We start from the raw sequence: 16,544 nt of genomic DNA, 5'->3' as shown, positions 1-16,544 counted from the left end.
GCAGGGGCAATGCCCCAACTACCATGGGCGCTGGAAAGCTTAACTGCTGTGTTCGGCATGGGAACAGGTGTGACCTTTCCGCTATTGCCACCAGACAATGTCTTTAAATTTCAAGGACAAGGTATATTATATGCAGATTCCGTGAAAAAAGCAAGCTTTTTTTGAAAATCTTTTTTATAATTTCTACCTTCAAAACTAGATAAGAGGGTGGAGACATCTAAAGGTGTTTTCATGTTGTGGAGTCTAGTTACGGCTCCTAACAGCTAGTGTATAGTTCATCCATCACCAGGACTCCAAAAGCAGAGTCCTTTGTGCTGGCTGATCTATCCATACGCTGTTGGACAGTCGCCTTCACTTTCTTTTTATAGTTAAGTCCTCGATCGATTAGTATCCGTCAGCTGCACGTGTCACCACGCTTCCACCTCGGACCTATCAACCTCATCGTCTCTGAGGGATCTTACTCATTTAAAATGATGGGAAGTCTCATCTAGAGGGGGGCTTCATGCTTAGATGCTTTCAGCACTTATCCCTTCCACACGTAGCTACCCAGCTATGCTCCTGGCGGAACAACTGGTACACCAGCGGTGTGTCCATCCCGGTCCTCTCGTACTAAGGACAGCTCCTCTCAAACTTCCAACGCCCACGACGGATAGGGACCGAACTGTCTCACGACGTTCTGAACCCAGCTCGCGTACCGCTTTAATGGGCGAACAGCCCAACCCTTGGGACCGACTACAGCCCCAGGATGCGATGAGCCGACATCGAGGTGCCAAACCTCCCCGTCGATGTGGACTCTTGGGGGAGATAAGCCTGTTATCCCCGGGGTAGCTTTTATCCGTTGAGCGACGGCCCTTCCATACGGCACCGCCGGATCACTAAGCCCGACTTTCGTCCCTGCTCGACTTGTAGGTCTCGCAGTCAAGCTCCCTTCTGCCTTTACACTCTGCGAATGATTTCCAACCATTCTGAGGGAACCTTTGGGCGCCTCCGTTACTCTTTAGGAGGCGACCGCCCCAGTCAAACTGCCCACCTGACACTGTCTCCGGACCGGATCACGGTCCTGGGTTAGAATGTCCGTACAGCCAGGGTGGTATCCCACCGACGCCTCCACCGAAGCTAGCGCTCCGGCTTCTAAGGCTCCCACCTATCCTGTACAAGCTGTACCAACATGCAATATCAGGCTACAGTAAAGCTCCACGGGGTCTTTCCGTCCTGTCGCGGGTAATGCGCATCTTCACGCATAGTATAATTTCACCGGGTCTCTCGTTGAGACAGTGCCCAAGTCGTTGCACCTTTCGTGCGGGTCGGAACTTACCCGACAAGGAATTTCGCTACCTTAGGACCGTTATAGTTACGGCCGCCGTTTACTGGGGCTTCGGTTCAACGCTTCGCCTTGCGGCTAACGCGTCCCCTTAACCTTCCAGCACCGGGCAGGTGTCAGCCCCTATACTTCGCCTTACGGCTTCGCAGAGACCTGTGTTTTTGCTAAACAGTCGCTTGGGCCTTTTCACTGCGGCTTCTCGCAAAAGAAGCACCCCTTCTCCCGAAGTTACGGGGTCATTTTGCCGAGTTCCTTAACGAGAGTTCTCCCGCTCACCTTAGGATTCTCTCCTCGCCTACCTGTGTCGGTTTGCGGTACGGGCACCTCTTTCCTCACTAGAGGCTTTTCTTGGCAGTATGAAATCCGGAGCTTCGGTACTTATGTTCCCTCCCCGTCACAGCTTGAGATTGTTGGACGGATTTGCCTATTCCAACTCTCTTACTGCTTGGACGCACATTTCCAATCGTGCGCTCTCCTTATCCTCCTGCGTCCCCCCGTCGTTCAAACGGAAAGGAGGTGGTACAGGAATATCCACCTGTTGTCCATCGCCTACGCCTTTCGGCCTCGGCTTAGGTCCCGACTAACCCTGAGCGGACGAGCCTTCCTCAGGAAACCTTAGGCTTTCGGTGAAAGAGATTCTCACTCTTTTTTCGCTACTCATACCGGCATTCTCACTTCTAAGCGCTCCACCAGTCCTCACGGTCTGACTTCGCTGCACTTAGAACGCTCTCCTACCATTGTTCGCAAGAACAATCCGCAGCTTCGGTGATACGTTTAGCCCCGGTATATTTTCGGCGCAGAGTCACTCGACCAGTGAGCTATTACGCACTCTTTAAATGATGGCTGCTTCTAAGCCAACATCCTGGTTGTCTAAGCAACTCCACATCCTTTTCCACTTAACGTATACTTTGGGACCTTAGCTGGCGGTCTGGGCTGTTTCCCTTTCGACTATGAACCTTATCACCCATAGTCTGACTCCCAAGATCGAGTAGCTGGCATTCGGAGTTTGACTGAATTCGGTAACCCGATGAGGGCCCCTAGTCCAATCAGTGCTCTACCTCCAGTACTCAACTCTTGAGGCTAGCCCTAAAGCTATTTCGGAGAGAACCAGCTATCTCCGTGTTCGATTGGCATTTCACCCCTACCCACACCTCATCCCCGCGTTTTTCAACACGCGTGGGTTCGGGCCTCCAGTCAGTGTTACCTGACCTTCACCCTGGACATGGGTAGATCACACGGTTTCGGGTCTACGACCAACTACTACAGGCGCCCTGTTCAGACTCGCTTTCGCTGCGGCTCCGTCTATGCGACTTAACCTTGCAGGTGATCGTAACTCGCCGGTTCATTCTACAAAAGGCACGCCGTTACCCATTAACGGGCTTCGACTACTTGTAGGCACACGGTTTCAGGTTCTATTTCACTCCCCTCCCGGGGTGCTTTTCACCTTTCCCTCACGGTACTGGTTCACTATCGGTCACTAGGGAGTATTTAGCCTTGGGAGATGGTCCTCCCGGATTCCGACGGAATTCCTCGTGTTCCGCCGTACTCAGGATCCACTCCGGAGGAAACGGCTTTTCAACTACAGGGCTCTTACCTTCTTCGGCTGATCGTTCCAGATCGATTCGTTTAAACCATTTCTTGGTAACTCCGATGGAGTGTCCTACAACCCCAGAAAGCAAGCTTTCTGGTTTGGGCTGTTTCCGTTTCGCTCGCCGCTACTTGGGAAATCGCATTTGCTTTCTCTTCCTCCGGGTACTGAGATGTTTCAGTTCCCCGGGTCTGCCTCGGTTATCCTATGAATTCAGATAACCGTACTGCTCCATTACGAACAGTGGGTTCCCCCATTCGGAAATTCCCGGATCAACGCCTACGTACGGCTCCCCGGGACATATCGGTGTTTGTCCCGTCCTTCTTCGGCTCCTAGTGCCAAGGCATCCACCGTGCGCCCTTCTTCACTTAACTATTAAACATGAAAAGACGTTTTGTTTGATGTCTTGTATTAGTCTAGTTACAGCTCCTTTTCAGTCGCCTTCACTTCCTATTTTACTCTTATCTAGTTTTCAAGGTACAAGCTTCCACACGAGGTGGTGACTTCTGTGTTCGTCACAGGACGTGACGGTTCTTAACAGAAGATCCTTTTGAGGTTTTTAATCCCTCAAAACTGAACCAAACAATCGATTATGCCATTCGTTTTTGCTCCGAAGAGCAATTATCCTTAGAAAGGAGGTGATCCAGCCGCACCTTCCGATACGGCTACCTTGTTACGACTTCACCCCAATCATTGGCCCCACCTTCGGCGGCTGGCTCCAAAAGGTTACCTCACCGACTTCGGGTGTTGCCAACTCTCGTGGTGTGACGGGCGGTGTGTACAAGGCCCGGGAACGTATTCACCGCGGCATGCTGATCCGCGATTACTAGCGATTCCGGCTTCATGCAGGCGAGTTGCAGCCTGCAATCCGAACTGAGAATGGTTTTATGGGATTTGCTACACCTCGCGGCTTCGCTTCCCTTTGTACCATCCATTGTAGCACGTGTGTAGCCCAGGTCATAAGGGGCATGATGATTTGACGTCATCCCCACCTTCCTCCGGTTTGTCACCGGCAGTCACCCTAGAGTGCCCAACTGAATGCTGGCAACTAAGGTCAAGGGTTGCGCTCGTTGCGGGACTTAACCCAACATCTCACGACACGAGCTGACGACAACCATGCACCACCTGTCACTCTGTCCCCGAAGGGAACCTCTTGTCTCCAAGAGTGGCAGAGGATGTCAAGACCTGGTAAGGTTCTTCGCGTTGCTTCGAATTAAACCACATGCTCCACCGCTTGTGCGGGCCCCCGTCAATTCTTTTGAGTTTCAGCCTTGCGGCCGTACTCCCCAGGCGGAGTGCTTAATGCGTTAACTTCAGCACTAAGGGGCGGAAACCCCCTAACACCTAGCACTCATCGTTTACGGCGTGGACTACCAGGGTATCTAATCCTGTTCGCTCCCCACGCTTTCGCGCCTCAGCGTCAGTTACAGACCAGAGAGCCGCCTTCGCCACTGGTGTTCCTCCACATATCTACGCATTTCACCGCTACACGTGGAATTCCGCTCTCCTCTTCTGTACTCAAGTTCCCCAGTTTCCAATGACCCTCCACGGTTAAGCCGTGGGCTTTCACATCAGACTTAAGGAACCGCCTGCGCGCGCTTTACGCCCAATAATTCCGGACAACGCTTGCCCCCTACGTATTACCGCGGCTGCTGGCACGTAGTTAGCCGGGGCTTCCTCGTTAGGTACCGTCAAGGTACCGCCCTATTTGAACGGTACTTGTTCTTCCCTAACAACAGAACTTTACGATCCGAAGACCTTCATCGTTCACGCGGCGTTGCTCCGTCAGACTTTCGTCCATTGCGGAAGATTCCCTACTGCTGCCTCCCGTAGGAGTCTGGGCCGTGTCTCAGTCCCAGTGTGGCCGATCACCCTCTCAGGTCGGCTACGCATCGTCGCCTTGGTAGGCCGTTACCCCACCAACTAGCTAATGCGCCGCGGGCCCATCTGTAAGTGACAGCCAAAAGGCCGCCTTTCAACTCTTCTCTATGCAGAGAAAAGTGTTATCCGGTATTAGCCCCGGTTTCCCGGGGTTATCCCAGTCTTACAGGCAGGTTGCCCACGTGTTACTCACCCGTCCGCCGCTCGTTCCACAAGCCCACACCCCGAAGGGTGATTGCTTGCTTCCCGCGCTCGACTTGCATGTATTAGGCACGCCGCCAGCGTTCGTCCTGAGCCAAGATCAAACTCTCCATAAAATGTGAGCTTGCTTGCTCGAAAACTTGACTAGCATTTCTTGCTTGACATAATGATTGTTTTGTTCAGTTTTCAAAGATCAAATTTCGTTGTTGTCGTCCAAAAGGCGACTTAATTATCATAACACGCCGTCCAATTCTTTGTCAACAACTTTTTTAATGAGTTGTTAGTTAATAAAGAGTTGTTTTTTGGCGACTAAAATAATATACCATGCATTCACTGACTAAGTCAACAGCTTTTTTAAGTTTTTCTGTGTAAAAAACTTGTTTGATAAAGCAACCGACTCAGCGACGCAACGTTTAATAATTTACCACGATATCCGTCCAAAATCAACACTTCTTTTCAAGAAATAAATGGCATTTTCTGTCCACCTGTAACAGCCGCCTCAATCATTCATTTAATCACGCTTATTTTATTGGTGTTTTTCGCCCATAAAAAAAGACCGCCCTGACGGACGGCCTTTCTGCTTTCTATTATCTGTTCTTCATCTGAGGGAAAAGTAAAACGTCACGAATTGATGGTGAATTGGTAAGAAGCATCACCAGACGATCTATCCCAATACCTAATCCTCCTGTTGGCGGCATTCCATATTCCAGAGCTTCAAGGAAGTCTTCATCCATCTCATGAGCCTCATCATTTCCTTGTTCTTTCTCTTTAACCTGAGCCTCGAACCGTTGTCTTTGATCAATTGGGTCATTCAACTCAGAGAAAGCATTCGCATGTTCACGCCCTACGATGAACAACTCGAATCGATCTGTGAACCGCTCGTCTTCAGGGTTTTTCTTAGCAAGTGGTGAAATCTCAACTGGGTGGCCATATATGAACGTAGGCTGAATCAACTTCTCTTCCACTTTTTGTTCAAAAAACTCATTTACAATATGGCCGAACTCCATTGTATCTTTTATATCAATGCCATGTTCTTTAGCTAAAGATTTCGCTTGTTCATCGCTCATTATCTCCCAGAAGTCTACACCGGTGTACTCTTTGATGGCATCAACCATGTGCAACCTAGTCCAAGTTGGTTCCAGATTGACCTCATGATCTCCATACGTAACAGTAGTAGTTCCATGAACTTCTTTGGCAATATGGGCAACCATATTTTCAACGAGTTCCATCACATCATGGAAATCTGCATATGCTTCATATAATTCCAACATAGTAAATTCAGGGTTATGGCGCGTAGATACCCCTTCATTACGGAATACCCGGCCAATTTCATATACTTTCTCCATTCCACCAACGATTAGTCTCTTCAAATGGAGCTCAATGGCTATCCTCATATAGAGCGGAATATCCAAAGCATTGTGGTGAGTGATGAACGGACGAGCGGAAGCACCTCCAGCTATTCCATGCATCATTGGGGTTTCCACTTCCAGGAATCCTCTCTCATCCAGGTATCGGCGCATCGATTGAATGATTTTACTACGCGTCATAAATGTTTCCTTACTAGTCGGATTAGTTATTAAATCCAAATAACGCTGACGGTACCGTTGTTCGACATCTTTCAATCCATGGAATTTTTCCGGAAGAGGGCGCAAGGATTTAGTCAGCATATGGAACTCGGTCGCTTTGACAGATAGTTCGCCAACTTTAGTCTTGAAGACAGTGCCGGTCACTCCTACAATATCCCCCATGTCGGCTGTGTTGAAAAGCTCATATGACTCTTCGCCCACTTTGTCCTTCCTTACATATAATTGAATTTGGCCGCTTAAATCCTGAATGTGGGCAAAACCCGCTTTACCTTTACCACGTTTGGTCATGATTCGTCCAGCCACCGTAACTTCGATCGCCTTCTCTTCTAAGTCTTCTTTGGAGAATCTGTCATAAGCAGCTTTTAAATCTTCCGCAAGATGTGTCCGTTCATATTTATTGCCGAAAGGATCAAGGCCTTGTTCCCGATAATGCTGCAATTTTTCTCTGCGCACCCGCATATGGTCGTTTAATTCTTCTGTCATCGCACTCTCACTCCATTTATTTATAATTAATGAGCTATAAACCGATACCAATAAAAAACTGCCAGTTTGGCACTGACAGCATAACTAGTATTTAGTATAGAAAACAAGCTGTAAGGTGTCAACGTTCAACACTTTATCCCTATTTTATAATTTATTGTAAAAGACAACATCCTATAAGGCCAGGCTGAATGGCTAGTCATTACCATTATAACTACTTCCTCGTCTTTTAAACGGAACGGATCATCATCCTTCAAATGTGTTTATCTCATACCTTCTTTTCCCGGTTGTGCGGGGATAGTTCTTCTATGCTTATATCCAGCGTATTAGCTATATGGTTAATCAATCGTTCATCAGGCATCCTGATGCCACGCTCTATTTCTCCCAGAATAGCCAGGGAGACACCCAAGGTTTGGGCAAACCTTACCTGGGTATATCCTTTGAGCTTGCGATAGGCTTTTATTCTTCTGCCCCATTCATCGGCTCCCATTTCATTACTCCCTTTTTATGTTCTATCGGCATCTTATCGAGAATTGCTGAAACGCTATTGTTTTGAGCAGGAATGACTCCTTGGGGATGGATGTCATTTAACGGGATTAAAACAAAAGCTCGTTCGTGCATCCTCGGATGGGGAACAATTAATTGCTCTGTTTTAATATTTTCTTGATTAAAGAGCAAAATGTCAAGGTCCAATGTACGCGGGCCCCACCTGATTTCCCTTTTCCTTCCATGGTCTTTCTCAATGGATTGGCACAAATTCAACAGCTCCATAGGGGCAAGTGTAGTATTTACCTCGACGACCATATTCAAAAAATTCCCTTGATCTGTATAACCCACTGGGGCTGTTTCATAAATTTCTGACTGGGCCGTTACCGAAACAGAATGGTTCCTGTCGAGGCAGGTGACAGCCTCTTTTAAATACTTTATCCGCGGAGATATATTGGAACCAAGCGCTATATAGGCAGTATTCATTATGGACGCTCCCTGTAAATTTCAATTGCGACTGATTCATAGTGACCCGGTATAGGTGGATCCGGTTTTGTCACTTTAACGGAGCATGCCTTTAAATTTTGGAAGGAAGCAAACAGTTGCTGCGCAATATCCTCCCCAACGCTTTCCACTAGATTCTTCGCGGTCCCTTCAACCACATGTTTTGTCACCTGATATACATGACCGTAGTCAATTGATTCGGTCATCTCATCAGTCATACCAGCTTTTTTTAAATCGAGTTCCAGGACCAAATCGACATAAAACCTTTGACCAAGTTTGTTTTCTTCCGGGAACAAACCATGATAGCCGTAAAAAGCCAGTTTATTCAAATATATTTTATCCATCAATTTCATCCCCTTTTCCAAGCATTGCATCCATCATTCTGGTCATTCTTGCTGTCATTTTCACATTATGGACACGGACGATATCAGCGCCTTTCGTCATTCCATAACAGACGGTGGCCCCTGTCCCTTCGTCTCTTTCTTCAGGAGGCAGATCCAGCACTTTACCAATCATCGATTTGCGGGACGTCCCCAGTAACAGCGGATAGCCGAGATTGGTGAACCGTTCCATATGGCGCATTACAAACAAGTTATCTTCTGCCGTTTTCGCAAAACCGATGCCAGGATCTAAAATGATGTTCTCTTTTTTAACACCTGCTTTGATTGCAATATCGATGCTTTCCTGCAAATCGGCTTCGATATCATCCAGCATGTTGTGGTAATCCTTGTTGTCCCTGTTATGCATGAGAATGATCGGCACCTCATATTCTGCTGCCACAGCAGCCATTTCCTGATCATACTTGGCACCCCAAATATCATTGATAATCGATGCTCCTGCCTTGATCGCCTCCCTGGCTGTCTTCGCTTTATAAGTGTCTACGGAAATCGGGATATCGACTGAATCTTTTACTGCCGAGATAATTGGAATGATCCGTTCAAGCTCTTCTTCTGCTGAAATAGGCTGAAAACCAGGCCTCGTGGATTCTCCTCCAATATCGATGATATCTGCCCCATCGTTTTCCATGGTCTTTGCTTTCTCCACAGCCAGTTCTATTTCGTTATATTTTCCCCCGTCCGAAAAGGAATCGGGAGTGATATTCAATATGCCCATGACCAATGTTTTCTTGGAGAGGTTGTACCTTTTCATGGGAGTATTTAACCAATATGCCATTTTGTCGTCACCATCCACTGCTTATCTTGTCTCTATTTTACATCAATGGTCTTCCTTAATCGAGAAAACAAGTCCATGAAAAAACCCCCCGCAATAATGCGAGGGATTCACTTTCATTTATAACTATTCTTTATCTTCAAACTGATAAAGCGGTGTAGAAAGGTAACGCTCACCGTTACTTGGAATAACAGCCAACACTTTTTTGCCTTTTCCTAGTTGCTTTGCCACTTGTTTAGCAGCATGAATGGCAGCTCCAGAGGATACGCCACCCAAGAGTCCATCTTTACGAGCAGCTTCACGTGCTGCCGCGTATGCTTCATCATTGCTTACTTTAATCACTTCGTCATATACTTCTGTATCCAAAACTTCTGGAACGAATCCGGCGCCAATTCCCTGAATTTTATGAGGGCCGGGGCTGCCTCCGGACAAAACAGCAGAACCTTCTGGCTCGACTGCATAAATTTTGATGTCTTCATATTTTTCTTTAAGTACTTTCCCAGCTCCGGTAATAGTACCTCCAGTTCCTATTCCGGAAACAAAGGCATCCAATTGATCGCCCATTTGCTGGATAATTTCCTTACCGGTCGTACGGGCATGAACAGCCGGATTTGCAACGTTATTAAACTGCTGTGGCATGAAGTAGCCATTTTCTTTTTGAAGCTCTTCCGCTTTCTTAATGGCACCCTTCATTCCGTCTGCTCCTGGGGTGAGCACAAGTTCTGCCCCATACGCACGAAGCAGGTTACGGCGTTCCATACTCATCGTATCAGGCATAACAAGGATTGCCTTGTAACCTTTAATAGCGGCGACCAAAGCAAGCCCGATACCTGTATTCCCGCTGGTAGGCTCGATAATTGTATCTCCCTCTTTAAGCAGCCCATCTTCTTCAGCTGCTTCAACCATTGCTAGTGCAATCCGGTCTTTAACGGAACTGCCGGGATTCATGAACTCCAATTTTGCGTAGATCTCTGCCCCATCGTCTCCGGATGTACGATTAAGCTTTACGATTGGGGTATTGCCAATTAATTCTGCGATTGATTGTACTGCTTTCATTTAATCCACTCCCAATTCCAAGTATTTTTATAGGTTTTGAACTCACTTTAATGAAAAAATTGTAAAAAGTCAACCAATTCGCTGACAATTAACAGACTTTTTTCACTATTGACATATTTGACCCTAAACCGATATTCCCGTTGTTGAGCTGACTATTACAATTCCGCCACCCTATATACTTCGAAAAGCATTCAAGAATTCCTGCCTATAGAACAAATAAAATACAGCGAAAGCAGGTCGCTCCCGCTGTATTAGTTTATTCAGATTTTAATTGCTGGAGTTCTTCTGCGTCGAATGTGTATTGTTCATTACAAAAGTGGCATGTGGCTTCTGCTCCATTATCTTCTTTAATCATTTTGTCTATTTCTTCATTGCCGAGGCTTTTCAACGCATTTTCCACACGTTCTTTGGAACAATGACACTGGAACTGTACTGGCAGCTTCTCATGTATCTTTAAATTTTCTTCTCCAATTAGCTTTTCCAGTATTTCTTCAGGGGTATTTCCATCTCTGACAAGACTGGAGATTGGCGGAATCGAGTTAATCCGTTCTTCCAATAAATCAATTGTCCCATCGTCGGCACCGGGCATTACTTGCAGAATGAAACCGCCCGATGCAAGGATGGTATGGTCAGGGTTCACCAAAACTCCCGCTCCAACCGCAGACGGTATCTGCTCAGAATTTGCAAAGTAATACGTAAAGTCTTCCCCGACTTCTCCGGAGACTATTGGTACTTGTCCCGTGAAATTCTCCTTCATTCCCAAGTCTTTGACGATACTCAAACTACCTTGGGTCCCAACAGCCCTGGCTACGTCTAGTTTTCCTTTTTCATTCAAATCAAAATCGACATGAGGATTCGTAATATAGCCTCTAACTTCTCCCTTGGCATTGCCATCAGCGATAATTGGGCCGACTGGACCGTCTCCTTCCAATTTGACAGTCAGCTTGTCATTTCCTTTCAACATCGCACCCATCATTGCCGTAATGGTTATTGTTCTGCCTAAAGCCGCTGAAGCAGTGGCAAAAGTATCATGCCTTCTTCTTGCTTCTTCCACTGTGTCTGTAGAGGTAATTGCATAGGCTCTTACCATACCTTTAAAAGCCGTGGCCTTGATTAAATAGTCGTTCATTATCCATCATTCTCCTTTAAATCGTGGTTTGTTCTCATTGTGTTTATAAATTAAATAAAGTCCCTTCAGCGTCAATGAAGGATCTATAATATCGATTGTGGCAGAGTCATGGCCTATTAACGGAGCAAGACCACCGGTTGCTACAACCTTGACATCTGTTTCGGACTCCTTTTTCAACCGTCGTACCACTTCATCCACTTGGCCGATGTACCCAAAGTAGACTCCCGACTGCATGGCCTCGACTGTAGATGAACCGACTACGCTTTCCGGCCTTTTTATTTCTATTTTGGGCAGCTTCGCCGCATTCGAGTATAAAGCTTCCATCGAGATATTTATGCCTGGAGCAATCGCACCCCCGACATACTCTTTCGCTTCGTTAATATAACAGTAAGTTGTCGCAGTACCAAAATCAATAATGACAAGCGGTGAACCATACTCTTCAATAGCCCCAACCGCATTTACGATTCTGTCAGCACCTATCTCAGCAGGATTAGGGTATTTCATGTCTAATAAGTTATCCACTTCCGAACTGCCAATAATCATCGGTTGTTTATGAAAGTAGTTACGGCACATGCGGTCTAAAGCATTCATGATCGGCGGTACAACTGAAGAAATAATCACTCCTTTAATGTCGGAAAAAGTAATTCCTTCATGTTCAAGCAGGGATTTAATAAGCATGGCAAACTCATCTTCTGTTTTGTATCGATCCGTTTTAATCCGCCACTGATACTTCAATTCCTCGCTGGCAAATACGCCTAATACAGTATTGGTATTCCCTACATCCAAAACAAAAATCATTTATTTCACACGTCCTTTTCAGCAATGGCACAATACCCGTGCATGATCGTTTCATTTCTTACCTTAGCATTCCTATTCATTTGCTTTATCTCCTATTTTATTATATTCACATCAGAGCTTGTATCCAATCAAACAGACTTATAACAAAAGGAGAATACACTCAAAAAACGCCTTCCCGGTCAGAAAGACAGAGAAGGCGCCATTTGGATTATTCTTTTTTATCTTGACCAGAGTCTTGAGTTTCTTGAGAAGTATTTTCTTCTTCTCTTTTTTGGATATTCACTTTCACATCACTGTCATCGACCGCCTGGTCTGCTGACCTTTCTCCATCTTGTTCAGAAATGACGGGATCAGGCATTTTCCCCTCTTCAAACAGGGATTTGATTTGACCAGCATCGAGAGTTTCCACTTCAAGCAACGTTTTAGCTACCAACTCAAGTTTATCTTTATTTTCAGTCAGGATCTGCTTCGCTCTAACGTAACATTGATTGATGAAGTTCTGCACTTCTTGGTCAATTTCGTAAGCAATAGCATCACTGTATGTTGGTTCATTCTGCATATCTCTACCAAGGAATACTTGCCCACCGGAGCTTCCGAATTGCAATGGCCCAATCTTGTCACTCATACCATATTCAGTAACCATCTTGCGGGCAATATTGGTTGCACGTTGGAAATCATTATGTGCGCCGGTACTTACTTCACCGAAGATGATTTCCTCTGATACACGACCGCCCAGCAAACCAGTTATCTTATCGAGCAATTCAGGTTTTGTCATGAAGTAACGATCTTCCCTCGGAAGCATTACTGCATAGCCGCCGGCTTGTCCGCGCGGAACAATGGTAACCTTGTGAACCATGTCAGCGTCATCCAATACCATACCGATAATAGTATGACCACTCTCATGGTAAGCAACAATGTTGCGTTCTTTTTCAGATATAACCCTGCTCTTCTTGGCAGGACCTGCGATGACCCGGTCAATCGCTTCATCTACGTGCTCCATACCGATTTTCTCTCGGTCACTTCTGGCAGCAACCAACGCAGCCTCATTAAGGAGATTCTCCAAATCGGCCCCGGAGAATCCAGGTGTACGCATAGCAATTGTCTTAAGGTCCACGGAGTCATCCAATGGTTTGTTTCTTGCATGTACTTTAAGTACTTCTTCTCTTCCCTTAAGGTCTGGACGATCCACCGTAATCTGACGATCGAATCGGCCGGGACGCAGCAAGGCCGGATCGAGAATATCCGGACGGTTCGTCGCAGCGATGATGATAATTCCCTCATTCTCGCCGAAACCATCCATTTCAACCAGCAATTGGTTCAATGTCTGTTCACGTTCATCGTGTCCGCCGCCTACACCGGCTCCACGCTGTCTACCAACCGCATCAATCTCGTCTATAAAGATGATACACGGGGCGTTCTTCTTGGCATTTTCAAACAGGTCACGTACACGGGATGCACCGACACCTACAAACATTTCCACGAAATCTGAACCACTGATGGAAAAGAAAGGCACACCTGCTTCTCCGGCTACAGCCTGCGCAAGCAAGGTCTTACCAGTACCAGGAGGTCCAACTAATAGAACCCCTTTTGGAATTCTGGCGCCGATAACAGAGAACTTACGTGGATCCTTCAAGAAATCGACGACCTCGACAAGTTCTTGTTTTTCTTCGTCTGCACCTGCTACATCTTTAAATCTAACCTTCTTCTTCTCTTCACTGTAAAGCTTCGCTTTACTCTTACCAAAGTTCATCACCCGGCTGCCGCCGCCTTGTGCTTGGTTAAGCAGGAAGAAGAATAAAATAAATATAATAACAAACGGAATCATTGTGGTAAGGAATGTCACCCATCCGCTTGGCTGTTCCTCTTCTTCAACATTCAGAATTCCCTGCTCTGTTGCCTGATTTGTTATAGAAGCAACGACTTCAGGATTGTCAGGCACATTGGTTACAAACGTTTCATCCTCAGCAACTTCACCAGTGATGCGAATAACACCATTTGATGGCTGCATTGTCAAATCCGAAATCTCACCATTGCTAAGCGCCTGCATGAATTCATTTACATCATATTCTGTTTCTTGATTGTTCTGTCCATTAAATACTCCCACGACTCCTATAACAACAAGGAATATCAGGAAATAAAAAATGACGTTCCGAAATACTCGGTTCATTGCCTACCTCCTCCCAAGCGAGAAAACTATAGTAAATAGTACCATATTAAAAAGAACCAATACAACTAATTACCCTTTTAAGATATGTCTTTTTTTTGACAGCCATACCTGTAAATACATTCTGTAATAATATCGACCAGCAAGTGGCCATACACGGCCGGTAACTCAGGTTTTATTCTTCGCCACCGTACACCCTTGGTTTCAACACTCCGATATAAGGTAAGTTACGGTATCTCTCTTGATAATCCAAACCATATCCAACCACGAATTCATTCGGTACTTGGAAACCGACTACATCGGCTTTGATGTCCACCGTGCGTCCTTCCGGCTTGTCTAACAGTGTGACAATCTTTATTGAATTGGCCTTTCTGTACTTAAACAAGTCGACCAAGTAGCTGAGAGTAAGACCGCTGTCGATAATATCTTCAATAATCAACAAGTCTCTGCCTTCTACCTTTGTGTCCAAATCTTTGATGATTTTCACTTCACCTGAAGACCTCATTTCACCGCCATAGCTGGAAATGTCCATGAAGTCCATTTCAAGATATGTGTCCATGTAACGAAGCACGTCTGACATGAACGGCATTGCACCTTTCAAAACACCGACTGCTAATGGGAATTTCCCCTCATATTCTTCTGTTAAACGTGCTCCTAGTTCTTTACACTTTTCTTCAATATCCTGCTGGCTGAACAATACTTTCTCAATGTCGTTATGCATCCCTTGATCCTCCTACATATCGCTCTTCTTTTTATAGTTTAATTGAAGAAATTTCCTGGATTCTTCATTTCCATTCACAATGCCTTTTTTCAATCCCGCCAACCAAAGTATTTCTCCTTCGGCGTCTGTCACAACAGGCCATTTTTCTCTTAACTCCATGGGAATCTTTTCATCGATAAAGATATCTTTTAGTTTCTTTCTGCCCTTCATACCCTTGATTTTCATCCTGTCCCCCTGTTTCCTGGATCGGATGATTAAGGGCAGTGTTATGTTTTCCAATTCACATACAAAAGCGGTCCCTTTATTATCTACCGGGCAATCCGTAATGGAAGCCGAGATAATAGATCCATCGGGTAATACAGCTTCACCCGGGACACTAAGAGTTATGTAAAAATCGATAGGTTTAACGTTCTCAAAGGAAAAAGTGATTTCTTCATATGCTTTGGAAATGATTAAACCTGAGGGAAAATCCACCGTTATATTCGGTTTAGGGCTGTGGAGAAGTCCAAAAAACTGTTCCTCATGTATATAAGAAAGATCTGCTGGAACGGATTGGTATAGATAATTTAATATTAGATGAAAGGCCCGCCTTTGTAAAGCGAGGGGAATACCCCGGAACATTTTTATAGATAATCTGGCTTTCTTCTGTTTTTCATCAAAAAGCACAGATTTATTCATGGCTTTTTCTGCTTCCATCTGCATAAACATATCATCCTGTGTCATCGACTCACTCAACCGCTGCATGTGGTGCATAAGATTGGGATTTTGCTTTTTTAATAATGGAACGATATGTAGACGATAAAAATTCCTGGTATAATTGTCTTCCTCGTTTGATGGATCTATGCGCGGATTTATTCCATGTAACCGGCAGTATTCACCAATCTCATCCTTTGAAAGACAAAGAAAAGGGCGAACAATCGACCCGCCGGCAAAATCACGTTTGATCGGAATTCCGGTTAAAGATGATGGGTTTGTTCCCCGGACAAGGCGCATGACCATCGTCTCCACTTGATCATCTCCATGATGTCCAAGGGCCAGGTAATCTGCTTTAAACTTTTTCATTTGTTTTCCGAAAAAATGATAGCGCATTTCTCTTGCTGAAACCTGTGTCCCCTTACCGTATTTCTTTTTATACGAAGGCACATCCAAAAAGGTTCCAACAAATTCAATATTCCATTGTTTGCAAATCGCTTCTACAAAGTCTACATCCTCTTTTGCCTGATCTCCCCTCAATCCATGGTCGACCGATAATGCAATCAACCGTAACTTCCAGGAAGTTCGGGCTTCTGCCAAATAATGAAGCAAGGCCATCGAATCAGGTCCACCGGATACACCGACCAGAACTGTTGCACCTTCATGGAATAATTGATGTTTTCGGGCGAAATTATTCACTTTTACTTCCACGTTTTCTCCAACTCCATACGTATAATTCAAATACGACCCTCTTCATCCTAACACT

Annotated in this window: 11 protein-coding genes and 3 rRNA genes; all 14 read right to left on the bottom strand. The window is 45.6% G+C overall.

Going from position 1 to position 16,544, the window contains the following annotated elements:
* Position 1 precedes the first annotated feature (1 nt).
* Positions 2-95 (bottom strand): 5S ribosomal RNA (gene rrf / locus CZ434_RS15145).
* A 269-nt stretch (positions 96-364) separates the two neighbouring features.
* Positions 365-3,283: ribosomal RNA gene (locus CZ434_RS15140) — 23S ribosomal RNA — on the bottom strand.
* A 257-nt stretch (positions 3,284-3,540) separates the two neighbouring features.
* Positions 3,541-5,107 (bottom strand): 16S ribosomal RNA (locus CZ434_RS15135).
* Together the 16S, 23S and 5S rRNA genes form the textbook arrangement of a ribosomal RNA operon.
* A 471-nt stretch (positions 5,108-5,578) precedes the next feature.
* Entirely contained in the window at positions 5,579-7,060 is a 1,482-nt protein-coding gene (gene lysS / locus CZ434_RS15130) for a lysine--tRNA ligase (RefSeq protein ID WP_077623932.1), read from the bottom strand.
* Between the two features lie 265 nt (positions 7,061-7,325).
* A complete protein-coding gene (locus CZ434_RS15125) occupies positions 7,326-7,547 on the bottom strand; it encodes a helix-turn-helix domain-containing protein (RefSeq protein ID WP_077623931.1) in 222 nt (73 codons plus the stop codon).
* Positions 7,517-8,029: a 2-amino-4-hydroxy-6-hydroxymethyldihydropteridine diphosphokinase gene (folK, locus tag CZ434_RS15120; RefSeq protein ID WP_077623930.1), complete on the bottom strand. Its 513-nt coding sequence runs from the start codon at positions 8,027-8,029 to the stop codon at positions 7,517-7,519. Before folK ends, CZ434_RS15125 begins: the two co-directional genes overlap by 31 nt.
* The gene (folB, locus tag CZ434_RS15115; protein WP_077623929.1) at positions 8,029-8,391 is read right to left on the bottom strand and encodes a dihydroneopterin aldolase; all 363 of its coding nucleotides are present in this window, start codon (positions 8,389-8,391) and stop codon (positions 8,029-8,031) included. Before folB ends, folK begins: the two co-directional genes overlap by 1 nt.
* A complete protein-coding gene (folP, locus tag CZ434_RS15110) occupies positions 8,384-9,220 on the bottom strand; it encodes a dihydropteroate synthase (protein WP_077623928.1) in 837 nt (278 codons plus the stop codon). The genes folB and folP overlap by 8 nt, the downstream gene beginning before the upstream one ends.
* Before the next feature lie 123 nt (positions 9,221-9,343).
* Complete coding sequence (gene cysK, locus CZ434_RS15105) at positions 9,344-10,273, bottom strand: cysteine synthase A (RefSeq protein ID WP_077623927.1); 930 nt, start codon at positions 10,271-10,273, stop codon at positions 9,344-9,346.
* 256 nt (positions 10,274-10,529) lie between these two features.
* Positions 10,530-11,402, bottom strand: a complete 873-nt coding sequence (gene hslO / locus CZ434_RS15100; RefSeq protein ID WP_077623926.1) for an Hsp33 family molecular chaperone HslO — start codon at positions 11,400-11,402, stop codon at positions 10,530-10,532.
* Between the two features lie 6 nt (positions 11,403-11,408).
* Positions 11,409-12,200, bottom strand: a complete 792-nt coding sequence (locus tag CZ434_RS15095) for a type III pantothenate kinase (RefSeq protein WP_077623925.1) — start codon at positions 12,198-12,200, stop codon at positions 11,409-11,411.
* A gap of 208 nt (positions 12,201-12,408) precedes the next feature.
* Positions 12,409-14,367 (bottom strand): ATP-dependent zinc metalloprotease FtsH, encoded by a 1,959-nt coding sequence (gene ftsH, locus CZ434_RS15090; RefSeq protein WP_077623924.1) that lies wholly within the window; start codon positions 14,365-14,367, stop codon positions 12,409-12,411.
* Positions 14,368-14,539: 172 nt separating this feature from the next.
* Positions 14,540-15,085 carry a hypoxanthine phosphoribosyltransferase gene (gene hpt / locus CZ434_RS15085; protein WP_077623923.1) on the bottom strand — a complete coding sequence of 182 codons (546 nt, stop codon included), beginning with the start codon at positions 15,083-15,085 and terminating at the stop codon, positions 14,540-14,542.
* Positions 15,086-15,097: 12 nt separating this feature from the next.
* On the bottom strand, positions 15,098-16,519 hold the full coding sequence (tilS, locus tag CZ434_RS15080; RefSeq protein WP_245831000.1) for a tRNA lysidine(34) synthetase TilS: 1,422 nt from the start codon (positions 16,517-16,519) through the stop codon (positions 15,098-15,100).
* Between the last annotated feature and the right edge of the window lie 25 nt (positions 16,520-16,544).

The organism is Sediminibacillus massiliensis (assembly GCF_900156915.1).
GTDB lineage: Bacteria > Bacillota > Bacilli > Bacillales > Amphibacillaceae > Sediminibacillus_A > Sediminibacillus_A massiliensis.
Note: the sequence above shows the minus strand (reverse complement) of the source record. Positions and strands in the feature narration are given on the sequence as shown.